A 22,569-nucleotide genomic window follows, 5' to 3' on the forward strand; every position below is an offset into this window, starting at 1 on the left:
CCTTTCCTTTCGGTATTAAAAAAGGTACCCTCTTCTTATGAGAAAAGAGTACCATATTGCTTCGCCGATGTATTCATCAAGATGTAAACAAATTGTAAATCAGAAGATGGCTCTTACCGTGGTCCCCTCTCTCTGTCTGCTTTCGATTTTCAAGCATCCGCCATGGATTTCAGCCACCTTCACACAGAGTGCCAGCCCAAGTCCGGATCCGCCTTCTTTTCGGCTTCGTGATTTGTCCACCATATAGAATGCATCTGTGATCTTTCCCAGTTCTTCCTCCGGGATCCCCATTCCGGTATCTGACACCTCAAAGATCTTTTTTCCAGCTTTCTCATAAGCCTTTACCCAAATGCTTCCACTGGCATCCGTAGCCTTTAGGGCATTGTCGATCAGGTTTATCAGAAGGCTTTCCATCAAGGCCGGATCCATTTTCATGGAAAAGGCTTCACATTCCATCTTGAGGTGCACCGCTTTCTTTTCTGCCTGTTCTTTTTCCATGTCTATGACATGGTTTAAAAGGTCACCTGCCGTGGTCATTTCCATCTGTATGGCATGGTTCTGATAAAGCCCCAGCATCTGCAGCATCTTCCCAGAAAGAGCCTCCAGGCGTTTTCCCTCCCTGTTGATATGTTCCAGTGCCCGGTCTTTCTGTTCGTCTTTCAGCTTTACATGGCGCAGGGTATCCGAATACCCGATAATGGACGTTAACGGGGTACGCATTTCATGGGAAAGTGCCCCCATGAGCAGCTCCTGTTTCTCTGCCACTTCCTGTAGCTTCTCCATCTGTTCCACAGTTCTTCGCATCATCATATAAATAAAAAGGCCGGCGATCAGGAACACAGCCAGATAAATTCCCAAAAACCAGACAGCGGTCTGTCTAAGCTCTGCAAAAAGCCCTGTAACTTCCCGGACAGAGAGGACTTCGTATCCTTCCGGTCTGGATAATGATTCCAGTTGGAGAAGGAGGTATTTCTGTCCCAGTTTCTGTATCTTGTAGGCATACGGATCTCCTTCATCCTTTAAGCCTAAGTTTTCGAGCCCCACCACTTTATAATCTGTCAGGTTTTCAATGACGGCATTGCTTTTTCGGTCGATCAGGGCCATGCCTTCCCCACAGCATCGCTGGAACTGAAAGCCCACATAAGCCCGCTTTCCAGTCTCGGACATCTGCCCATATTTGCTATTATCCCAAAATTGTTCCAGGAGTACCTTGCCATTTTCCAGCTGTCTTCCGTAGGTCTCTGCAGCATTATTGAGGCTTCGTTTTCCTGTGATATAAAGACTTAGCGTTCCCACTGGGATCAGGGCACATAATAGCGTTACCAGCATAAGAAGTACCGTTCGTTTCCACAGCTTCATCCCTATTCCTCCAGACGGTATCCAAGTTTCGGGATCGTCCTGATCTCGTCATAAAGTTCCAGCTTTTTTCTGAGCTGTCCGATATGGACATCCACCGTCCTGCTTTCCCCCAGGTAGTTTTCTCCCCAGACCCGTTTTAACAGTTCTTCCCTTCCAAGCGCAATGTTCTTATTTTGCAGGAGCATCACAAAGAGGTCATATTCCATTGGCTTTAGGCTTACCGGAAGCCCGTCTTTGTAGACCTGATGGCTTTGCATGTCCACCAGGATGTTCCGAACCGTTAAGACTTTCTTGGCCCGTCCCGTCCTCTCCAGCACCTTCTCAATGCGTACCAGAAGTTCCAGCATCTCAAAAGGTTTTACCATATAATCTTCCGCACCCAGCTTTAATCCCTTCACCTTGGAAGCCACATCATCCTTTGCAGTCAGGTAGAGCACCGGAAGCTCCTTCTTTTTAAAATCCTCCATCAGTGCAAACCCGTCTTTTCCCGGCAGCATGATATCCACCACTGCCAGGTCCGCGTCCTCCTGCCATAAGAGCAGCCTCTGGGCTTCTTCCCCATCATACGCTGCCACAGTCTCATACCCTGCTGCCTCCAGGTTCATGCACAGCAATTCTGAAATTGCGCGGTCATCTTCTATCACCAAAATTTTATTTTTCATTCCTGATGCCACCTCTAACGCTTTTTCTATAGTATAGTTTTTTATATCCCAAGTCTACATTGTATTTGTTCTTGCCTTTTCATCATTTATACGCATCAAGACACGATAATGTGACCAGCTCAATTCAGGACACAGTGTGTCTCAAATTATAGATTTTTATCCCTTTTCTTTTTTTGCCATTACAAATCCAAACAGTCAAGCGGATATTCTTCTGCTAACGATACTCCATTCCATAAAAAATGGATTACAATCGGAGCAACTAAGGATTCCGTGTATTCCAAAACTGCCGTCACGAAAAGACTCATTGTTATAACATTTAGTACAGGAAGTATTCCTGCCTCAAAAGCACCACCATGTACAAATGTAAATAATCCAGTAGATATAAGAACAGCGGCAACAATATTTATAATGTTTCAACGATTTCCCTTATTATACTCTAATTTAGTTGCATTTGTACATGAACAGGATTCTTGAAAACATAGACAAAATTGAACAGAATTATGAAAGTTCTCTTACCACGTTTTTTGATTTGTAAACCACTTATTAGCAGACGGATCCGCCAATTCTGAAAACGGATAAGCCGTTTTCCCTTTAGCTTTTAATTTATGTGACATTTCGTTTCTCTTTTTGTTGTATAAAAATAGCACATTAACCATTGGGATAAAATACTATGTAAATTTGTTATTAAACTGTTCGTGAATCAGGTAAATAGAAATTTATAACTTTAACTTTCTCCAAATAATCAGTTTTAGGATAATACATACGACCACCACAACAGCCACCAAGGCACCATCCAACAGTAACTCTGTGTACCACGGTGCAGATTGCATGACATATAGATTTGGATAGGTTTTAAAATGCCAAAACTTATAAATTCCGAACCCAATGAAAACTCCTATGAATGAACCGATAACGATGTTTAAAAAACAATTCAACTTTCTCAGCATGGCAGTGCACCCCTTTCTAACTTCTTATGATTGTATTATACTATGTTTTTCTCTATAGTGAAACAATTTTTATATTATTTTTTATTTTAATATTTATATTGCTATTATCATCATTTTTTCAGACATTTTCAACACATAACCAATGCTATTACTTACCTGGACCTTACGCTAAATTCTTTGCAAGCCCTTGAAAAACACTGAATTTGTCGCTGGTGAGCTTTTCTTTTTTTACTGTATACACTTGAAAACCGTTTTTCTGCAAGCGACTTGGATTATATCCAGTTCTTACTATTATGACATATTTCAAAGGCTCTCTGTCTGTTAAATCATGAAAAAACAATGCAGTTTCATGAAAAAATACAGCTTGGCTACAACATAAATGCAAAAGGTACATCGCATCTGTTCACGTATCCGGTAATACATACACACCATGAGAAGCTTATTCTAATCTTTCAGACTGAACCATATATTTTTTCATGCTAATATGATAATACACATTAGCATGAAAGTAATCACAAATAACACCCATGAACAAATCTAATTTTAAAAATATCCTTTTGCAAATGCTTGTTTTATTTCTTTCGTTATGGAATACTATCGAAAGTAGACATCTTTTTTTGTGCAAAACCACGAACTTGTCCATTTATAAGAAAAAGAATAAATTATTAGGGATATTTTTGATTTCTGCACGTCTAATAGATGTAAAGAAAATGCTGGCTGGCAAAAAAAGAGGTGGTGTTTAAATGACAAAGGAACAACTTGGATCTCTGATCCTGGATTCAGAAAGACAATTATACTCAACTGCAAAAACAATTTTATTTAATGACCATGACTGTGCTGATGCTATTCAGGAAACAATTGTGAAGGCTTTTTCCAACGTCGGTACATTAAAAAACGATAACTATGCCCGAACCTGGTTAATCCGTATCTTAATCAACGAATGTTACAGCCTTGTGCGTAAATCCAGTAAATTTATCCCATTGGAAAATCTGGCTGACAGACAGGAACCGGAATCAGAAAAAACAAAGAATTACAGTGAATTGTATACAGCCGTAAAGTCCTTAAAAGAGGAACTGCGTTTACCCGTTATTCTATACTACATAGAAGATTTCAGTGTAAAAGAAATTGCCCAGATCCTTGAAATATCGGAGGGTGCCGTTCAAAAGAGACTTGCAAGGGCAAGAGGAAAATTAAGGCAGGAATTACAGGAGGTGTCAATATGAGATTAGAAGATATGAAAAACGATATTCCCGAAACACCGGATTTTATCCATAATATGATTCAAAATGAGGTGGCAAAGCAGCTGGCGAATAATAAAGTGTCGAATCTGCGAAGAAGAAAACGATGGACAGCTCCGAAAGTTGCTGCAGTGGCAGCTGTGTGTGCACTGGCAGTTTCCACGGCAGTATATGCAGGAGTAAATCTGTATCACTGGTTTTTGGAAAAACAGGGTTCTTATGGTGTTTCAGTCAAAATTGATGCTGGTGATGCAGTAAAGAAAACCGCGCTTCCAGATGAGGTCCCAGAGGTAGATCTGTCTGCTAAATATGTTCCGGAGGGCATGAGCTGGATTGACGAGTACCATCTCCAATATCCTGAGCATGACCTGACTGGCGGGTTCAGTTTTTCATTTGTCCTGTTGGATAAAAATGATCTGGGACAGGTAGTACAGGATCAGAATGTTATTGATAGTGAAGAGCGTACATTTGGGAAATACCAGGGGATATATCTCAAATATAATAGCATTACCGAAAGCGGGGCTCTTAACCAGAGAATTTATCTTGTCTGCCCGGATTTATATCGTGTGCTTATGATCTACATCGGAGATGATGTGCCAAAGGATGAAGCCATAAAAGTTGCAGAGAATCTGGTGATCGAGGGAAACACGACTATGGTAAAGACCGCCGGATTGCCTACATGGAGCGGAGAGATGATATCTGAAAAGACAGAAGCTGATAATGATGAAATAAGTACTTCTGTAAATGAGAAAAAACTGCCTATTTACCAAATTGGTGACACCTTTGATCTGGATGTGATTGGTGAAAACACAAATGGTGAATATCTGGAAAAAACGATTTCCGCAAAGGTAGATTCTGTTCAAATTTCTGATGATCTTCAGCTTCTCGATCCGGACAAAATACCGCAAGAATGGGCGGAAGCCATTGATGCTGATGGAAAGCTATCTACAAACACATTGAATTATGTGAAGTCTGGCGACGGAATCGATTCCCTGGATGAAATTGTAAAGTCGGAGGAAGTGAACCAGAAGCTGGTCTATGTTACAGTTACCTATACCAATCATTCAAATGAGGAAATCGACCATATGCTTTATCTTGGTGCTTTACTGACCCTGACTAAGGAAAATGGAAAAGTACAGCTTTACATTCCAACAGAACAGGCCGGCGATGGCTATGACTACATTAGCTGGGCCGGCGTGGCAAAGACAGGGGGAATGGTATATTATAGCGTCTCTGAAAATTATGGCAACGGTGGAAACTACATTTCCTCTATAAAGCCAGGCGAAAGTGTGCAGCTGAACATGGCCTGGATCGTAAATGAAAGCGACCTCAAAAATCTGTATCTGAATATGACTGGGGACGGAGCTTCGTATGAGTTCTCTGAATATATACTGAAAAAGGGACTGGTAGATATTCGCCAATAATGTGTCATCGTTTATGATCCCATTTTTTATATGTCATATATGAAAAAAGCGTTTTTCGATTCCTTTTGGTTTCGAAAAACGCTTTCTTTTATTCTGTATAGATGTTCCCATTCTCATCCGTCCAGGTGCCATCACCATTGTCTGTGTATCCGACCCCATCTGCGTCACAATAGTAATAATCTCCGTTTGTTGTTTCTTTTACAGTAACGGTACCGTTACTGCCCTGAAGTTCATGCTGTTCCAGTTGGTTTCCGGAATAATAATCTTCGTCATTCCAGGTACGATATGAATTGCCATTGGCATCTGCCCAGTTTCCATCTCCCTGATAACTGTATCGGCTCCCATAATCATCAGAATAGGTCCCATCTCCGTTATCGTAAAGAACTCTGGATTCTTCATCTCCTCCACCCGGTGCTACAATTGATGCTACACCGGAGGCAGTACTGAATCCACTGGTATATGGTACGCCTGCTGGCAGACTCTCATAAGATGAAACAGACCCGTTATTGTCAGAGGTAATTCCATCATCGGTCGTTTCACTTACCTGTCCGCTGTTTTCCATGGCAGGTTCATCGTTTGTTTCCGCATCTGCTTTTTCCTCCTCGTCTACAGAATCCTCTGTATCTGCAGTCTCTGTCACTTCTCCTTCGTCCTGTGTTTCAGCAGCTTTCTGCATAGTTACCATTTCAGAAAACGGTGCGTAATCCGGTACATTATTTTTCTCTGGATCTGCATTTTTTTCAATACCAGACTTCTCCGTCTCTACTGAAACTGTATCTGTCCCGGCAGAAACATTAAATACCAGATTACCGCCTGCAAGCAGCAACGTCACAAGAATTCCCGGAAGAATTCCTCTGCGAAGCTTCCGAATGTTCACCATATACAGAATCCGATCTTTAAACACCATTTCACTGTCATTAAGACTTGCTGACACATATGGAATCTGATTTTCCATGGCCACTGTCCTGAGAAGCAGCTGTCGATATAATTTATGTTCTTTTTTATTAACTCTGCGAACAACTGCTGTATCACACAGATTCTCAATATCCTTATCCGCTTCTTTCAGCATGATAAGAAGAAAGGGATTGAACCAGTATATCGATGCACAGATTCGAAGGAGCATCTTATACCAGAGATCCCGATGACAATAATGTGTAAGTTCATGGTAAAAGATAAGTTTTCTTTCTTCTGCTGAATACCCGGTTGCTGGTAGATACAATTTTGTATGAAAAAGTCCCGCAAGAAGCGGTGTGGTAAGACCTGCGTTTTGCCTGAGCTCCGGTCTTCTGCGTACGTGCTTCTTTTGACATGCTGCACGGTACATCTGAATACTCACTGTATCACTTACCTGCAGACTCATCCGTTCCAGATTCCTTATAGAAAAATAATATGCCAGCAATTCTCCTGTCAGTTTAAGTACCGCTACGCTCAGCCAGACGGCAGCAAAAATCACAGCCACAATTCCCATCCATTTATCTGATTCATACCTGACAGTTCTCTTTTGTTCCGGGATTTCTGTCAGATTTTTCATGTCATTGCTCGCAGATGATACGGTTTCTGTTATCTTCTGACTTTCCTCTGGTCTGACTGCGTAATCCGTTATCTTCGGGTTTTGCGTATTCTGTTGACTGCTTCTAAGTACTTTGAAATCCACCAGTGCCAGATTCGCCGGAAGGCGCACCGGAACACAAAGGCTTATCGTAATCAACAGCCAGATAAAGTACTTCCATCTCGCTGATACACGTCCTTTAAACAGAGTCGCAAGCACTTTTACCAGTAAAATTACTACTGCTGCAATAATGTTCAGTTTCAGAATGTGCAGAATGAAAACCTCCATAATTCGCTATTCCTCCCTGTCCTCCAGGTTCTTAAGAAATTCACTGAGATCCTGGACTTCTTCCGAGCTGATTTTCTTTCCATGATAAAGTGAAGTTACAAACTTTTTTAGTGAATTCCCATAAAGTTTCTCAAGAACACTCTGGCTTTCATGTGCCTGATAATCTGACTGCGAAACCAAGGGTGTATACAGATTCATTTTTCCCTGTTTCGTCACTTCCACGAAATTTTTGTTCTCCAATCTGGTCAGCAATGACAAAATTGTTGTTGATGCAAGATTTTTCTTCATATTGATCACTTTCTCAATCTCCGGTCTGGTCATCGGCGGAGTATTATTCCAAAGAACGAGCATAATATCCAGCTCTGATTCCGGAAGTCTCTGGTAAGTTTTTTTCACTTTTTCACACCTCCTGTTACATATTTTCTACAAATGTAGGAATAATTCTATTTTACCACGGTTCACGGAAATGGCAAGGGCTTTTGCACAATTTGCAAATACCCTTGCCATTCCTGCAGCTACTAACCACTATCAGTCTATTTCTGTATAACTGTTGCCATTTTCATCACTCCATGTCCCGTCTCCGTTGTCCGTAAATCCTGTACCATTTTCGTCCTGGAAATAATAATCACCATTTGTAGTTTCCGTAACCGTTACAGTATTACCGTTTGCATCCTGAAGATCATGCTGCTCCAATGTATGTCCCAGATGATGAGTGTCATCATTCAGAGCTGAGTAGGTATTTCCATTTTCGTCGGTATAAGTTTCATCCCCATTATCGGTATAGTTCATTCCATCATCTCCACGATATTCACAAGAATAATCTTTGTGAAGAATGTAATTAATCTCAATGGTATTTCCATCACTGTCAACTAATGTCATTGGTGAAGTAGTAAGGATATCGGAATCATCATTGCTGTCCGAGGATTTTGTAGAAGCATTTTCTTCTGTATCGGAGGAATCTGAATCTCCTCCTGACTTCTGACTGTCAGTATCTGTAGTTGCCTTATCAGAAGAATCATCGGTCTGGTTTTCGTTCTCCTGTCTGGTAAGTGAAGGATTCCCAGGATAAGAAATATATTCTACGAATTTTCTGACGTCACTGATGTCATCTGCATCTTTTGCATATCCCACTGCCATATACAGGCTGTTTCCCTCTGAATAAATTGTCTGATAGCAGGCATCGTATGTGTCATTGCATTTGGCAATCCCTGTTTTGACATCCTCCAGTGAGTATTTATAGATATTTACATAATCATTTCCGTTCGTATAGCTTGCATAGGTACCTTCCGTATCTGCTTTTTCCCATTCAGATCCAGCCGGCGGCTGTGTATAGAAATCGTTATTTCCTGCTGCCATAACTGTTGCAGCTGAAAAAATCCCAAGTGTTGCTACCGTCATAAGTGTCATAAATTTTGTCTTCATCGTGGATTCTCCTAGAATTTTATTTTCTACATCTGTAGAAGTTAATTGTATTCTACAACTGTAGAATACAATTGTCAATTCTTTTTTTATATATCCTTTTATTTCTTTTATCATCTTTTATTTTAATAAATTTGCGTATAATCATTCCGCACCACACCCTGTTTCTATGGCTGAATCAGACTAATAAGAATGTTACTGTTATGTTACTGTTAATTGTGTTTATATCTACTTAAGGCACGAATCAGTTTTTCTGACTCCAGTGGTTTGGTAAGATAATCGTCCATTCCAGACTTCAGTGCTTTAGTCTTATCTTCTGTAAAAGCATTGGCGGTCATAGCTATAATCACAACAGCAGATGCATCACTTCTGTTCATTGTACGTATTTCTCTGGTAGCTTCCATGCCATCCATAACTGGCATCATAATATCCATCAGAATTACATTGACCTCACCAACATCTGATTTTGCAAATGCTTCAACAGCCTCCTTGCCGTTTGAAGCCCTTATAATTTCTGCTCCTGCATTTGTCAGAAGGAATTCCGCAATTTCCATGGTGGATCTCACATGACTAAAGTCATATGCCCCTCAGTCGCTTTAAGCGACAAGGCTAAATATCGGCGGATACGCCTGTAACTTAGGATATGCGCAGTCATGCGCTTTTTTCCATGCCAGATATGGCAGGTCCCCACACCACAGGTAGTCCGCTGTATATCTGCCTGTGTTTATGCTACTCTTAAGATTTCCATTTCTGAAAACAGTTCTCTTAAGTCCGCATATACACATGAGATCCTACGCTTTACTGAAGGGACTTTTGCCTCCAGCAAGGACCTTTCCGTTACCGGAAGGGGTTTTAAAAGTTCCCGTATAAAATATCTTGCTCCAATATTATAGGACGCAGAAAGATCACAGTTATATCTTTTTCCATTCTGGAATGTACAGAGGCTGTGATTGCCCGGATCACGGACAACTGTTCCTGACCCATCATAGGCAAGCCTGCTGGTATTCCATGCACAGATCCTGGATATCCGTATCCCTCTCCTATGTGCCTGGTGTTCACATCTTTTCTGGATATCCCTTTTTCGCCACAGGTGCAGCTTCTGTTTCTTTCTTCCGGATATCTTTCCTTTTGTTTCCAGATACTCAAACACGATCACATCCGCATGGTTTTCTTCTGCATATCCTGTGACTGCTCCTGCAATCTTTCTTCCGAGTTCTGTGTTAAGGCGCTTCGCATAAGCCCACCTGCTTTTCACCTGTGCAGAGCCATGCTCGCGCTGGAATCTGCTTATCCGTCCCAGTACACGGTACATCCGGTCTTTTTCACTGGAAAAATCAATAAACCTTCTTCCCAGGACAGTTCCATCTGACCGCATAATGGTACAGACTGCATCCGTATTGAGTCCTAAATCCACACTGCAGATAATCTGTTCTTTTGCAGGTGTCTTTGTAAGCGGCACTTCTTCCGTATAAGAAAAACGCAGGAAGTATTTACGATGCCTTTTTTCCAGCACGGGAGCTGCAGCTTTTTTTCCTGCCCAGTTCTTTCTGAGATATTCCATATCTGTATGGCTGAGGCTGACCCGGAACCATTTCCAGTCATGGCCGTCATAAAGTTTCAGGCACACTCTATCTTTTTCTTCTGTATCCTCACGGTACATCACATCACGGTAGAATACCGGCATGGCATGATTATCACACACCAGCTTCGGCCTGCCGCCTTTCTGATCCGTTTTTTTCCACAGTCCCAGCCTTGTCTTATATGAGGATACACTTCCCAGTGCATGCTGGATAGCTGCCCTTCGCAGATAAGAAGGCATCTTTGGAAATCGCAGGTCAAAATCAAACCTTGCCTGGTTCTTTTTGGTGGTATGCACCAGATGTTCTGCCGTGTTGAAACGTTTTTTAGGTTCCGTGATTACTGCCAGTTCATCCCATGTCTGAGCATAGATCCCAATCAGACAACTGACCGCAGAACGATAAATATCCAGTGTCTGGCAGATCGGTATATTCTGTTTTCGCAATTCTACGCCATAACTGGATACTATCCTCATCTTTTTTCCTTCTTACAAATATAAATACGGGTTCTTTCAGGTTACTGTCTTTCTTTTTGCCCTTCGATATAAGAACATACCTGTTCTCTGCTCCTGTCACTCACTGTTACGGCACAATAAGATGGATTCCACAGATGCCCTCCCCAAAGCTCCTTCTTCAGTTCTGGATGCGCAAGAAACATCTGCCGGGCTGTTCCCCTTCATGATCTTGATCATATCAGAGATATAAAACTGTGGTCTGCAGTCTACAAGCAGATGGATATGATCCGGCATAACCTCCATTGCCAGGATCTGAAATTTATATTCTTCTGCAAGGTCACAGAGCATTTCTTTGCATTCTGTATCAATACCATCTTTTAAAACCTTTTTCCGGTATTTTGTACACCATACCAGATGATACTGCAGGAATACACATATCCTCTACCATATAAAAGTTTATTATTATTGATATTAAACATATTTTCTCCATGTTTTTATTATACCATATGCAAGAGCATTTTGCAAACATTTGTTCTGCCTTTTTTCAAAAAAATAGTGCGTCTAACTCATCACTACTACAATATATTTATGAAGTAACGAGAATGCGACACACAGTTATTCAAATTTAATCGTACCGCCCATTTTCTCTATTAGTTTTTTTGTAATTGGCATACCAAGTCCTGTTCCTCCATAAACAGATCTTGCACCGCCTGTTTCCTGAGTAAATGGTTCAAAAATGTGATTCTGAAATTCTTTACTCATTCCAACTCCGGTATCCTTGCATTGAAACTCAAACAGTATATGCCTGTCATCCACCTGTGTTTCATAATAGCTGAGCAGTATTTCTCCTTTTTCTTTATTATACTTGACAGCATTACTTATGATATTCATAAGGATTCTTTTTAAATGAACCGGACTCCCATTCAAATATCTGTATTTCAGATTGTATTCTTTTTCAGATAAGCTGATTCCACGTTCATATACCTGTTTTTCTATCACTTCTCTTATTTCATGCAATAGCCTGTTAATATCAAAATCCTTATTTTCCAGCACGATTTCCTCTACTCTAATTTGCTCATATCAAGCATTTCATTAATAAGCTCCAAGAGGTATCCTGAAGCATCCCATATTTTCCTGCGGCACTCATCTTGCTTTTTTTAATCATCTTTATAATAATCAGCCACTTCGATCATGCCACGGATTCCGTTAATAGGAGTTCGGATATCATGACTCATTCGCTGCAGAAATTCTGTTTTTGCATTATTTGCCATATCAGCTCTTTGAGCTTCTTGCAAAAGTTTCTGCTTATAGGCTTCTTCCTGCATCATCTGAATCTTCAACAATTGTGCTTTTGATCTCCTGCGGAAGGCAAATACGGAAGCAGCCACAAATATATACAACAGCAACACGACCAACAGGTTTTTGAAAACAGAAGCAAACGCCATCTGCTCATCTATAAACATAGTAATCGCGTCCCTTAGTCATTCTGCCAATATATCTGCATTTTCTGTCTGAAACACGGACCAGTTTGTTAGCTGGTTTCTGTTTTACCTGTTGGATAATATTAATACCTCCAGAGCTCTGTCCGATCAGATCTTCGTCATTTGAAGCAACCACATTTTTTCCATCTGTTACAACGATCATTCCGCTGGAATATGTATCATAGCCACTAAGAAGGCTCTGGATCGTAAGATTATAGTTTCTGGCATACTCAGCCGATGTATGATAAAAAGTGATAATTATGCCTTTTTCGTCAGAGCGTCCATATGCAGCCAGATCCACCTGTGACCCATCCTCAAGAACGATACTTGCAGCGTATGTTTTCCGGGGATGTGCTGCTACATCAAGTACTGTTTTCTTTTAAATCTTATCCTGTAAAGCCCTGGAATTAAGATCGTCTGTACTGTATTCACATTTTACCTTTCCGTTTACATCAAGTATAATAATTCCGGTAAGTTTCTGCTCCTCTGCATATGTTTTCAGCTTATCCTTCGTAACTTCATCCTTTGTATACGTCAGATTACGATTAACCTGCTGGGCACTTTCAATTGCACGCATTAAACCTTTTGTTTGGGATGCTTCATTATATCTGTTATAAATATAACATTGTTCTTTCACATATTTCAGAGTCTCGTCCATTTGCCTGGCAACTGCTTTTATGTCAGTTTTTACAGAATAAACTATAGTTATCAGAAACAGAATCAGTCCTGTAGTAATAATGATGATTTGAGTCTGCCGTCTGGACAGTTTAGTTATTTTCAATTTTGTCCACCTCCAGATATCCACTGGTTTCGGGAAGATATTTTTTTAGAATTTTCTCTTCACTTCCATCTTTTCTCATTTCTTCAAAGACTTTTGTGAGTTTTTCCGGAAGTTCACTATCCGTGTTTTCAGGAAAAGCTACCCCGATTCCTGTAGTCAGGATAGCTTCGTCCAGGATTCTTATCTTTGCCCCGTAATCTTTTATATACTGTTGTATGGAAGTTTCATGAGCTGCTATGGCATCAACATAACCTTTTCCAAGAGAGGTAAAAAGCAGTTTTCGGTTTTCTAAGCTATACACATCTTTTACATAAAAGATATAATACAAAACATGCACAAAATTTTATATTTTTTACAAAGAACAGGTGATTTTTCAAGTGGGTCATGTTATGTAAATTTCACTCAGAGTGGTGCTCCATCACTTTCACTCTGAAACTCCATCTTCATTTTTACCTTTGCCAGTTTTATTTCCGGTATTCCTTCAGAAATGGACATAAAAAGCGCCATAGGTTTTTTCCAATGCCTATGGCGTGTAAATAATTTTCTACTCTGCGGATACCTTGTTTATGATTGTCTGCCTGAACAGGCATCTATGCCAACAGATTTCTCTATACTTTTGAAATTTTATGATACTCTTTTTTCTCTGGAAAATACAAAACTATACAATAAGTTAAATCGTCTGCGTTAACTTCCATTCGCCCATCCATCTGCTCCATCATAATAGAAATATTCTGCAACCCAATCCCTGTTTTTTGATGCTCAGAATCAAACCTGGTAATACTATTTTGAATACTGATTCCTACTTCTTCATTCCCATAACAAAGCTGTATACATACCTCATTTTCATGTTTTCCATATTTTTCAATATTAGAAATAATATTATTCATAATTCTGCCGATAAAATCTGTATTTATACATACAGATATCTGTCTCCACTCCAACCGATCTGTATTTACTTTAAAGCCTTCATATTCCAGTAAAGCACACAGTTCAGAAAGATAATCTCCAAAAGCACACATAATATCTTCTGCAGGTTCCAGTTCTATATGGTGTCGTGAATTTACAAAAAAATATTCAAACATCTGCTCCGACAAATCTCTGATCTGAAGTACACGATCAAAGGCTTTATTTATATATTCCTGAGTAACCGCACCTTCTTTTTGCTGCTTTTTTAGAATCTCAAGATATGCCATCAAACCAGTCAGAGGAGTACGCAGATCATGTGACATTCCTAACACCAGCTTCTCCTGTGCGCTCTTCAGGTCATACTCTATCTGCTCTTTTTTCACCAATGTTTGTCTCATATGTTCCAGTCCACTGGCTAACTGTGCAATTTCATCTGTTCCCTGAACAGTTACATTCCCCTGCAAATTTCCTCTGCTGATTATATTTACCTCTTTCATAAGGCATTGTATATATTTTACATTCTCATACATTCCGGATACAACAATTCCAATACACGCCGCGACTCCAAGTACAACAGAAAAGACCATCAATATGTTAAAATATTTATCCGCTGTTCCTTCATATATATATACATCTGCCGTTCCATCCTTAAATGAAATTCTGTGGTACATTCTCCATGTCAGATTTGGTATTTCTCTGCTGCCATACATAATTTTACCGTTGTAGGAAATATCAAACAACAGCCATTTTCCCCTTGAAATCGTGAAGTCATCAATATTTCGTTCTGTACCCCATTTTTTCAACATTTTATAATCAGATGCACTCAACTTATTTTGTGTGACATATTCCTGAAGTTCTTCTGCACGTTCTGTCTCTTCAGCATAAACATATCCTGTACGAAAGAAAAAGCGTTGCAGTAACCCCTTTCCCCCGAAATATGTCACGCTTAACACTAATAAACCTGCTAATAACCCCTGCATAAGATAGCAAATTATCTTGCCTGTCAAACTATTTCCGCAAATTTTATCCAAGGCGATATCCCTTTCCCCATACGGTTTGAATCATCTTTGGCTTTTGTGGATCATCTTCGATTTTCATTCGTAATCTTCGGATATGTACCATAACAGTATTTCCAGATGAATATAAGAACGGCTCCTCCCACAAACTCTCATAAAGGTTTTTTACCGAGAATACCTTTTTCGGGTTTTCCATCATAAGCAATAAGATTCTGTATTCCATTTCTCTGAGACTGATTTCCTTTTCATTGCGGAATACCTCATTACATTGAGTATTCACTTTTACTTTTCCATATTCAATCCAATGTTCTTTTGTCTTCTCACCTTGTAATGTCTGACTATATACATGATATCTTCGTAGTAACGCTTTAACCCGGGCAAGAAGTTCCGCATACGAAAATGGTTTCACGAGATAGTCATCACCTCCTGCCATAAGTCCGAGTAATTTATCAGATTCCTGACTTTTGGCTGTCAGAAACAACACTGGAACATGTGAGATTTTTCGAATTTCTTCACAAGTTTTTATCCCGGATATTCCCGGCATCATAATATCAAGAATAACAAGGTCAATATCATCTGATACTTTTTTCAAACACTGATATCCATCCTCTGCTTCCTGAACAATATATCCCTCACCTTCAAGAAGTATCCTCACTCCTTCTCTAATTGCTGCATCATCTTCTACAACCAAAATATGATTATCCATTTTCATCCTTTCGTCTTCTAAACTGCATATACCCATATTTGCTGACATTGAGAAATCAGGGTCGTATATTCCCATTTTTTTGAACTGTTTGTATAGCTGAATGGATCGTTTACAGAAAATTTCTTTCTGGAATAATCATAAATAACAATAAAATGCCCTGAATTTGTAAAATCTCCGGGACCCATAGCACAGATTATCAGATTTCCATCTTTAAGTCTGTCGGCCATTTCCTGTTCTCCCAGCATATCAAATTGCGAAGCAATTACACCGTAATCCAAAGCAGCTTCTCTCATGAATTTCCAGGATGTTCCAATACCATCTACATAATATCCCTCGTTCATGGATTTTTGCGCAAGCACAGGTGGTGTTGCCTCTGTATTTCTGGTTAAACTGTATATTACCATTGCCATGCACGTCGGACCACATCCGGAAATTCCTATATCACTTGTTCCATAAGGTTCATATCCCCATCTTTTATCCCATTGAATAAATAAAGGAACTTTTTTCTTCCGTTCCTCAAATGTAAATCCTTTAGAAGACTTCTTATGTACATCATTGTATCCTTCGACAAATTCCAGCATTTCCGGATTTCTTTTTAAATCCTCTAAAAGAATATCCGGATAATTTTCTGTATGTAAAAATATCTTCTTCCACTCTGCACTTTCCATTATCTGTTTTTTGTAAGCGTCTGTCAATATAATACCCTCTTCAGTTTTTTTTGCTCTTACTGTCACAACTATCCATGCTGCCAGAATTAAAATCAGAAGAATAATTTTACTACAACTTTTTCCCATATGTTTTTTTCTTTTTTTCATCATAAATCACCATTAATATGATCCCGGTAAATCCTGCCATTGTTGGAATTGAAGCTGTAAACCCTACCGAACCATTAATTCCTGTAAGCAACATATTTTTACTGTTTACAGTATACATCCATATTGCAGGAAAGTTCTGTGCCACATCAATATGAAAAATCTGGCTTTCTCCTGATAGAATATTATACAGACAATGAATCATAACCGAAGACCATATAGAACCTGTCTGCTCTGTAACAAGTGCCAATGCAATTCCTGCAATTTCAACAGAAATAATCATCATAATTACTTTTTTTATATCAGAAGTATCAATCCCATCAAAATGATAAACAGCGAATAAAAAACTTGAAACAAACACTGCACATTTCTTTCCAAAAGTATTCTGAAGCAGTCTTAAAATCATACCACGAAAGACAATTTCTTCTGTTACTGCCGCTTTAATACCTGATGATAAAATAGAAATTGTAACTACATCTATGATTTCTTTATATGTAAGGTTTCCTTTTTCAAATGTTCCCTTTGTAAAAAATATATAAAAAAGGCATATTAATACCGGCATTAATACCGCTGTTATACACCACTTTTTTTTCGGAAGCGGCATTCCTAAAAACAAATCCTGCATTTGAATTCTTATAATATACTTCGTATATAAATATATCATGGTCAGCAGGCTCAAAATCGCAAATGTCACATATAGAATTCTCACATATGGATTCTTCTCACATATCCCATATGCAAATGCTATACTAAATTCATCCGTAAGCTGAATAAGAATGAATGCTATTGCAATATGGAACGTACATTTTATTTTCATAAATGCTCCTTTACTTTTCTCCTCATGTATTATTTTCTAAGAGTTATCTCTTAGAATGTACTTATACAATAACATTTAATTCTTACCTGTTCATTTAACTGTACCTTAACTATTCTTAACTATCTTCAAGCAGATGCAAAGCCTATGACGAAAGCTTTGCCTTAGAAGCTATAGCATCATCCATGGTCATGTTTCCCATAAAATTTGTTTTTCATGTCTACCATCCGAATGCGTCCCGGATCAAAGCTCCGGTTTCTCCGTCTATATAAAACAATTCCTGTTCTTCTGGTGAATCCTTCCATTGGTAGGGACAGCAAAAACTCCATACAGGCCTGTAAGCAATTCCATCTGTGGTTTCATCAATATAATATTTCAGACGGATTTTCGTAACTGGAATCGTGATTGGTTCTGTTTTCTCCGTCGTGTCCTCTTCCGTAAAAAATCCGATTTTTCCTTCTTTTACATATTGTTCCACCGATTTCATTATTTCTTCCATGGGAAGCATAGTGACTGTTTCTTTCTCTTTCACCTGAAGCGGGATCGGTATTTTGAAATAGCAGTCTTCAGGCTTGAGACCAAATCCTGCGCTTCCCTGGTAATGATACTGGGAAAGTCCACCTGCCGGTATTCCATTCAACAGAATTTCTGTGTCGTAATAATCATATCCTTCCGTCATGTCGCTAATTGATTTTCTTACAGAAGTTCCAGTTAAATCAGCTTTGGAAAACAGTTGATTTATAATATTTAATTTCTCATCTTCCGTATTCTCACCTAAAAATCCCAGATCTTTTTCACTTAATCCGTCACACTCTATCATCCCATCCGAAATAAATAACTGCAGTCCTTTTTCTTTATTTTCCCAGACCGTTTCATCTGTTACAGATTTTTCCCATCCATCTTTCCCGCCAAACCAGGAGCAGATGTCTTTCCCTGATATATTGCATTTTTTCAGAACTCCCTTTGAAACGTCATCAGTATTTCCGGTAATATCAGCTTCTATCGTAAGGGTTCCTGATTTTCCCGGCAGAGAAGCTGTTACATGGTTTTCCTTTACCTGCAATATTGTTTTCTCCGGATCATATTTTTCATTTACACTCGTAGTATTTGACGAACTTTCCAAATCTGTTGTGTTCTGCGTACTCTCGCCCGAAGATGGTTCTATTCCGGTGTCAGCAGCCTGCAATTTCCCTTCTTTTCTATATTTTTCAATGATATCCTTTACTTCATCCTTTAATGGAAGGGTTAACGTAAGAGTCTGAGGCGTATATCCTCTGTAAACGTCCTCCGCAGGAAGTGCATAAGAAACCTTTCCTTCTGAATCTGTAAAAGAACCAATTTTAAAAATCTTTTCGTAAGCTTCAGTGTCTTTCCAGGTATAATAAATCTTACCGTCATAAACAGGATATGCCTGAATAGTCATGGAAAGTTCTACTTCAGAATCTTCTTTTAATATTTTCTCAATCAAAGCGTCATCATACAAAGTAATATGCCCATAATAAAGATCTTCTCCTTCTATTTTATTTAAAGAAGCCAGTGCATCTTTTCCATTCACCGTTGCATGATCACGGCAAGTGATCATATAATTCTTTGCCTCATTGGAAGGTTCTCCGAGAAAACTTAAACCGCCGCCATCAAAATACGCTTCTTTAACAGTCAGCATGGACTGATTCCAATCGACCGTCTCGGGAGTTATTGGATAAGAAGTAATATTTTCCACATTTTCTGCAGTTGACTCAGGTTCTGTGACAACCATTTGAGCTGCCTCCTGTTCAGCGACCCCCTGTTGTTCAAGTTCTTTATACAGTCGTCCGATGTTTGTTGCAAGTACGCCAGTACTAACTCCTAATATAGCAGCTACCGGAAGAAGAATCCGAATTATTTTTTTCTTATTTCCTGAATTTTTCGTTCTTTCTCCATTTGTTTTTTTACTTAAAGCCCCCGTTGTTTTCTCGTCTGGGGAATTTAAAATTCCGCTCAGAACATCTTCCATGGCTTTATCAATATTTTCCGGTATTGCAGTTTCTTCTTTTAAAATCCTTCTGATTTCTTTCATATAGTCTCACCTCCTGATCACCTTTTTTAATTTTGCTCTTGCCCGGGAAAGTTTGGTTGATACGGTATTGCTGTTCATTTCAAGAAGGGCACTGATTTCCTTAACTGAAAACTCATCAAAATAATAGAGTTCCACGATTTTCCTACTTTCTTCATCCAGGCATAAAAGCAATTGTTTCCATTCACAGAGATTCAGTTCTTCACAATGTACACCTTCTGCAAAATCATCCAGTTCTGCTGCATGGTTCTTTTGGCGGAGAATGTCCTTGCACTCATTTATAAGGATCCGCATCAGCCAGGTTTTAAAATACTTCGATTCTCTCAGTCTCTGTATATTTTCATAGCAGGATAAGATTGTATTTTGCAGGGCATCTGCAATGTCCTGCTCATCCCGAAGATAAATCCAGGCAGTCTTATATAGGCTCTGCTTATTCATCCGGATTAATCTGACAAATGCTTCTTTATCTCCATTTTTAGCCTCTGTTATTAAAGCATCCATAAAGTACCTCCTTTTCTTCTTATAATTATTAGACTTGAAAAACAGCCATTTGCTTTCAAGAAAAAAATTTTATAAAAAACGCCATAGGTTTTCGATACCTATGGCGTGTAGATATAGGGAAAAGCTGCCTTTTTTATCGGCAGTGGAATGTTTTCTGTGTTTGTGCCAGATCATCCAAGTCATATGAGTGAATTCCTAATGCTTCTAAATCCATTATCCATTCCTGAACTTCATATCCCAAAATATCTGCGAATATTTTTTTCAATATTCCTTTGTCTTATCAATTATCTTGTATATGGTTCGGTGTCTTTTCCGTCATATACAAATACTTTTATATCCGTATTTTCATCAACATCAGCATGGATGCCTACCGTGTATTCTTCATCTGTAACGTTCAGAAAAGAATAGCAGCCACCTGCAGGAATCCTGCCAGACACGAGTTCCTGTTTTCCTTCGCAGAGCAAATACACAATAATATCAAAATCGTTTCTGTTCTGAACCGTCAACACGCCTGTTTTGGATAAAATTTTTGCATCAGAATATGTAATTACATAAGAATCAGGCGTTGACTCTTCCGCACAGGTTACAGAACAATCCCACTGTATCGCGGCATTTGCTTTTCGACAGGCTTCTGAAGACTTATATGTTGAAAACATAATCATTGTACTTATAGCAACAATACTAATAATGACCAACACTATTGTCACTTTTTTCTTCACAGCCATCACCTCCACACACAGTTCAATTTGTTACCCATATGATATCATATCTTTTCTTCAATTACATTACCTAATTTTAATACACAGCCATTCGACTTGCTATTACTTTGTTTTCTTCCATGTATAAAATTGCGGATTTGAATATATCTCCCGGTCACAATCTTTTAAAAGATCCTGAAAAAGTTTTGCCCACATCACAGGTATTTTTTTATTCTTTAAAAATGAGGTCTTCTTTTCCAAAACAAATCTCCGGCAGATTGAAAACATATTAATTAAAGCCGTCTGGCAGAATAATATAGAATTAGTAAAAACAAATTATCGGGACATCATACTGAATAAGGCTGTAAAGCTGCCCGGCATTTTCCGGGGGAAGATTGATGCATCCATGAGAACCACCTGTAAGATATCTGTCACCACCAAAATACGGCTGCCAGTCTGCATCATGAAAGCCAATTCCTCCATTGAATGGCATCCAGTACGTTACCGGCTGTTCATAAGAATAGGTTCCATTTGCTGTCATTTCACCTCGCAGCACAGACGGACTGCTCTTTGAATTCAGTGTGAATATTCCAGGAGGTGTTTTTCTATCCGGATCACCTGGCAGTCCGGATACGATTTCTGATTGAAAAATAATATTTCCATTCTGATAATACCACATATACTGCTCTGTAAGATCTACCTCTATATATGTATCTCCGAGATCATTAATCCCATGTGCATTTGCTCTCATAGAATATACCGGTTCCCTGGTTGTCTGGGTTCCTGATTGAATTTCCTGCATGAGCTGTGCTGCTTCCTTGTCCTGATCAATCTTCCATCCATAGGCTGAGCCATATACATACACAGTCCTTCCGCTTGTGGTCTCAAATTGTCTTTCAGTGCCAACTGTATCATGATCTGCTGCAAGCTGTGCCACATAATCCACTACATGCTGCCTGAAGGCTCCATCATCCGGAAGCAGCTGCCCTTTCTCGTCAAACTGCAGCCAGTTTTTGATGGTATTCCCGTCAAGTGTTACCATTTCATCTCCAAATGTATATGTGATATTTGCTTTTGCCAGGCTCTTATACGTATTTACCATATTCTGAAGTTCTGAACTATCTCTCGTCACATCTGCTTCCTTATAAGCCTTTGGATTGCTTCCCAGATCTACATCTGCCGCCTCATTATCAATTGCTCCGCTTATCATCTGATAAGCTTCCCTGGCATTTAATTCACTGCCTTCTGTCTCTGGAACAATAGTAAATTCTGAATTAGAAAAACTTACATATGCATTTTCCGGTGCTATCTGATTCTCTTTTTGGGCACAATTTAATGAACTTACCTGTTCCTCCAGCTTTTCCCGACTGAAAACAGTCTCTTCTTGAACCATATAATTTTTCGTTTCAAAAAAACCTCTGATCCATTCCCATGGTTTCTGAGTCTTCAGCAGCTGAAGGATTTCCCCGCTGGATACATATTGATAATCAATGTCTTTACCTGTAATAGTCTGAGGTTCCTGCATCCTTGCACTTACCTGAATAACATAGTTATCCTTTTTCCCTGCAATCTCCTGCTCAACTTCATAAGCTGTCTTATTTGAACTGTCAATTCCATTGATGGTCGTACCAAAAAAGAAGTGATATGAGTAATAATAAGATATACCTGCATACACACAACAGCTCATAACCAAAATCGTCACTATAAGCATTACAACTATTTTCATAATTTTGTTTTTCTTTTTGTCTGAAGATACAGTAGATCTGAATTCAGACTTGTCTATCGGCACATAAGTAATTGTTCCGGGTCTTGCCGATTTTGAAGTTCTTATTGATTGCCCCATCACTTCTTTTTGTCTCATATCTTATTCATCTTTCTTTTAC

General features: G+C 39.1%; 23 protein-coding genes and 2 pseudogenes. 2 read left to right on the forward strand and 23 right to left on the reverse strand.

What is annotated here, in order from left to right:
* Positions 1-99: 99 nt before the first annotated feature.
* The 4 genes and pseudogenes from ACESZG_RS00610 to ACESZG_RS00625 all read right to left on the reverse strand — a co-directional run.
* Positions 100-1,359, reverse strand: a complete 1,260-nt coding sequence (locus tag ACESZG_RS00610) for a cell wall metabolism sensor histidine kinase WalK (protein ID WP_118571116.1) — start codon at positions 1,357-1,359, stop codon at positions 100-102.
* 2 nt (positions 1,360-1,361) lie between these two features.
* On the reverse strand, positions 1,362-2,021 hold the full coding sequence (locus ACESZG_RS00615) for a response regulator transcription factor (RefSeq protein ID WP_161234048.1): 660 nt from the start codon (positions 2,019-2,021) through the stop codon (positions 1,362-1,364).
* Positions 2,022-2,200: 179 nt separating this feature from the next.
* Complete coding sequence (locus ACESZG_RS00620; protein ID WP_334296937.1) at positions 2,201-2,431, reverse strand: CPBP family intramembrane glutamic endopeptidase; 231 nt, start codon at positions 2,429-2,431, stop codon at positions 2,201-2,203.
* A gap of 757 nt (positions 2,432-3,188) precedes the next feature.
* Positions 3,189-3,407 (reverse strand): annotated as a pseudogene (locus tag ACESZG_RS00625) (abortive phage infection protein); the annotation flags it as partial.
* 304 nt (positions 3,408-3,711) lie between these two features.
* On the opposite strand from ACESZG_RS00625, the gene ACESZG_RS00630 reads away from it, so the two are divergent.
* Both ACESZG_RS00630 and ACESZG_RS00635 read left to right on the forward strand, forming a co-directional pair.
* Entirely contained in the window at positions 3,712-4,191 is a 480-nt protein-coding gene (locus tag ACESZG_RS00630) for a sigma-70 family RNA polymerase sigma factor (protein ID WP_161234049.1), read from the forward strand.
* Positions 4,188-5,630: a DUF4367 domain-containing protein gene (locus ACESZG_RS00635; protein WP_161234050.1), complete on the forward strand. Its 1,443-nt coding sequence runs from the start codon at positions 4,188-4,190 to the stop codon at positions 5,628-5,630. Before ACESZG_RS00630 ends, ACESZG_RS00635 begins: the two co-directional genes overlap by 4 nt.
* A gap of 88 nt (positions 5,631-5,718) precedes the next feature.
* Here ACESZG_RS00635 and ACESZG_RS00640 read toward each other — a convergent pair whose 3' ends face one another.
* The 19 genes and pseudogenes from ACESZG_RS00640 to ACESZG_RS00730 form a co-directional block, all read right to left on the reverse strand.
* Positions 5,719-7,467 carry a M56 family metallopeptidase gene (locus tag ACESZG_RS00640; protein ID WP_173702405.1) on the reverse strand — a complete coding sequence of 583 codons (1,749 nt, stop codon included), beginning with the start codon at positions 7,465-7,467 and terminating at the stop codon, positions 5,719-5,721.
* 6 nt (positions 7,468-7,473) lie between these two features.
* Positions 7,474-7,863, reverse strand: a complete 390-nt coding sequence (locus ACESZG_RS00645) for a BlaI/MecI/CopY family transcriptional regulator (protein ID WP_055153430.1) — start codon at positions 7,861-7,863, stop codon at positions 7,474-7,476.
* Between the two features lie 132 nt (positions 7,864-7,995).
* On the reverse strand, positions 7,996-8,889 hold the full coding sequence (locus ACESZG_RS00650) for a hypothetical protein (RefSeq protein WP_288837097.1): 894 nt from the start codon (positions 8,887-8,889) through the stop codon (positions 7,996-7,998).
* Positions 8,890-9,098: 209 nt separating this feature from the next.
* Complete coding sequence (locus ACESZG_RS00655) at positions 9,099-9,440, reverse strand: response regulator (RefSeq protein WP_242860542.1); 342 nt, start codon at positions 9,438-9,440, stop codon at positions 9,099-9,101.
* Between the two features lie 170 nt (positions 9,441-9,610).
* Complete coding sequence (locus tag ACESZG_RS00660) at positions 9,611-10,939, reverse strand: IS200/IS605 family element transposase accessory protein TnpB (RefSeq protein ID WP_055153433.1); 1,329 nt, start codon at positions 10,937-10,939, stop codon at positions 9,611-9,613.
* Between the two features lie 41 nt (positions 10,940-10,980).
* Positions 10,981-11,397: pseudogene (tnpA, locus tag ACESZG_RS00665) on the reverse strand (IS200/IS605 family transposase).
* 136 nt (positions 11,398-11,533) lie between these two features.
* Positions 11,534-11,971 carry a HAMP domain-containing sensor histidine kinase gene (locus tag ACESZG_RS00670; RefSeq protein WP_271728329.1) on the reverse strand — a complete coding sequence of 146 codons (438 nt, stop codon included), beginning with the start codon at positions 11,969-11,971 and terminating at the stop codon, positions 11,534-11,536.
* A gap of 104 nt (positions 11,972-12,075) precedes the next feature.
* Positions 12,076-12,381 (reverse strand): histidine kinase dimerization/phospho-acceptor domain-containing protein, encoded by a 306-nt coding sequence (locus tag ACESZG_RS00675; protein ID WP_271728330.1) that lies wholly within the window; start codon positions 12,379-12,381, stop codon positions 12,076-12,078.
* A complete protein-coding gene (locus ACESZG_RS00680; protein ID WP_271728331.1) occupies positions 12,368-12,700 on the reverse strand; it encodes a hypothetical protein in 333 nt (110 codons plus the stop codon). Before ACESZG_RS00680 ends, ACESZG_RS00675 begins: the two co-directional genes overlap by 14 nt.
* Before the next feature lie 78 nt (positions 12,701-12,778).
* Complete coding sequence (locus tag ACESZG_RS00685; protein ID WP_271728332.1) at positions 12,779-13,180, reverse strand: hypothetical protein; 402 nt, start codon at positions 13,178-13,180, stop codon at positions 12,779-12,781.
* The gene (locus ACESZG_RS00690) at positions 13,167-13,481 is read right to left on the reverse strand and encodes a transporter substrate-binding domain-containing protein (protein WP_271728333.1); all 315 of its coding nucleotides are present in this window, start codon (positions 13,479-13,481) and stop codon (positions 13,167-13,169) included. The genes ACESZG_RS00685 and ACESZG_RS00690 overlap by 14 nt, the downstream gene beginning before the upstream one ends.
* Positions 13,482-13,788: 307 nt before the next feature.
* Positions 13,789-15,039 carry a HAMP domain-containing sensor histidine kinase gene (locus ACESZG_RS00695; RefSeq protein ID WP_226852753.1) on the reverse strand — a complete coding sequence of 417 codons (1,251 nt, stop codon included), beginning with the start codon at positions 15,037-15,039 and terminating at the stop codon, positions 13,789-13,791.
* A 70-nt stretch (positions 15,040-15,109) separates the two neighbouring features.
* A complete protein-coding gene (locus ACESZG_RS00700; protein WP_008703658.1) occupies positions 15,110-15,814 on the reverse strand; it encodes a response regulator transcription factor in 705 nt (234 codons plus the stop codon).
* An 11-nt stretch (positions 15,815-15,825) separates the two neighbouring features.
* Entirely contained in the window at positions 15,826-16,602 is a 777-nt protein-coding gene (locus ACESZG_RS00705; protein WP_368211147.1) for a C39 family peptidase, read from the reverse strand.
* A complete protein-coding gene (locus tag ACESZG_RS00710) occupies positions 16,586-17,284 on the reverse strand; it encodes a type II CAAX prenyl endopeptidase Rce1 family protein (RefSeq protein ID WP_182448897.1) in 699 nt (232 codons plus the stop codon). The genes ACESZG_RS00705 and ACESZG_RS00710 overlap by 17 nt, the downstream gene beginning before the upstream one ends.
* Positions 17,285-17,654: 370 nt before the next feature.
* Complete coding sequence (locus ACESZG_RS00715; protein ID WP_368211146.1) at positions 17,655-19,490, reverse strand: hypothetical protein; 1,836 nt, start codon at positions 19,488-19,490, stop codon at positions 17,655-17,657.
* Positions 19,491-19,496: 6 nt separating this feature from the next.
* Complete coding sequence (locus ACESZG_RS00720) at positions 19,497-19,988, reverse strand: sigma-70 family RNA polymerase sigma factor (protein ID WP_019162103.1); 492 nt, start codon at positions 19,986-19,988, stop codon at positions 19,497-19,499.
* Between the two features lie 284 nt (positions 19,989-20,272).
* Complete coding sequence (locus ACESZG_RS00725) at positions 20,273-20,713, reverse strand: hypothetical protein (RefSeq protein ID WP_118409239.1); 441 nt, start codon at positions 20,711-20,713, stop codon at positions 20,273-20,275.
* A 295-nt stretch (positions 20,714-21,008) separates the two neighbouring features.
* The gene (locus ACESZG_RS00730) at positions 21,009-22,547 is read right to left on the reverse strand and encodes a L,D-transpeptidase family protein (RefSeq protein WP_368211145.1); all 1,539 of its coding nucleotides are present in this window, start codon (positions 22,545-22,547) and stop codon (positions 21,009-21,011) included.
* Positions 22,548-22,569 lie beyond the last annotated feature (22 nt).

Source organism: Blautia sp. Marseille-P2398 (genome assembly GCF_964240315.1).
In the GTDB taxonomy this organism is placed as follows: domain Bacteria; phylum Bacillota; class Clostridia; order Lachnospirales; family Lachnospiraceae; genus Blautia_A; species Blautia_A wexlerae.

What these genes read in the sequence shown, in the direction of transcription:
- ACESZG_RS00725 (WP_118409239.1), bottom strand. Translation starts at nt 20,713, where the DNA reads ATGGCTGTGAAGAAAAAAGTGACAATAGTGTTGGTCATTATTAGTATT.
- ACESZG_RS00730 (WP_368211145.1), bottom strand. Translation starts at nt 22,547, where the DNA reads ATGAGACAAAAAGAAGTGATGGGGCAATCAATAAGAACTTCAAAATCG.
- ACESZG_RS00700 (WP_008703658.1), bottom strand. Translation starts at nt 15,814, where the DNA reads ATGAAAATGGATAATCATATTTTGGTTGTAGAAGATGATGCAGCAATT.
- ACESZG_RS00720 (WP_019162103.1), bottom strand. Translation starts at nt 19,988, where the DNA reads ATGGATGCTTTAATAACAGAGGCTAAAAATGGAGATAAAGAAGCATTT.
- ACESZG_RS00655 (WP_242860542.1), bottom strand. Translation starts at nt 9,440, where the DNA reads ATGGAAATTGCGGAATTCCTTCTGACAAATGCAGGAGCAGAAATTATA.
- ACESZG_RS00675 (WP_271728330.1), bottom strand. Translation starts at nt 12,381, where the DNA reads ATGTTTATAGATGAGCAGATGGCGTTTGCTTCTGTTTTCAAAAACCTG.
- ACESZG_RS00615 (WP_161234048.1), bottom strand. Translation starts at nt 2,021, where the DNA reads ATGAAAAATAAAATTTTGGTGATAGAAGATGACCGCGCAATTTCAGAA.
- ACESZG_RS00640 (WP_173702405.1), bottom strand. Translation starts at nt 7,467, where the DNA reads ATGGAGGTTTTCATTCTGCACATTCTGAAACTGAACATTATTGCAGCA.
- ACESZG_RS00650 (WP_288837097.1), bottom strand. Translation starts at nt 8,889, where the DNA reads ATGAAGACAAAATTTATGACACTTATGACGGTAGCAACACTTGGGATT.
- ACESZG_RS00610 (WP_118571116.1), bottom strand. Translation starts at nt 1,359, where the DNA reads ATGAAGCTGTGGAAACGAACGGTACTTCTTATGCTGGTAACGCTATTA.
- ACESZG_RS00705 (WP_368211147.1), bottom strand. Translation starts at nt 16,602, where the DNA reads ATGGGAAAAAGTTGTAGTAAAATTATTCTTCTGATTTTAATTCTGGCA.
- ACESZG_RS00715 (WP_368211146.1), bottom strand. Translation starts at nt 19,490, where the DNA reads ATGAAAGAAATCAGAAGGATTTTAAAAGAAGAAACTGCAATACCGGAA.
- ACESZG_RS00710 (WP_182448897.1), bottom strand. Translation starts at nt 17,284, where the DNA reads ATGATATATTTATATACGAAGTATATTATAAGAATTCAAATGCAGGAT.
- ACESZG_RS00630 (WP_161234049.1), top strand. Translation starts at nt 3,712, where the DNA reads ATGACAAAGGAACAACTTGGATCTCTGATCCTGGATTCAGAAAGACAA.
- ACESZG_RS00660 (WP_055153433.1), bottom strand. Translation starts at nt 10,939, where the DNA reads ATGAGGATAGTATCCAGTTATGGCGTAGAATTGCGAAAACAGAATATA.
- ACESZG_RS00635 (WP_161234050.1), top strand. Translation starts at nt 4,188, where the DNA reads ATGAGATTAGAAGATATGAAAAACGATATTCCCGAAACACCGGATTTT.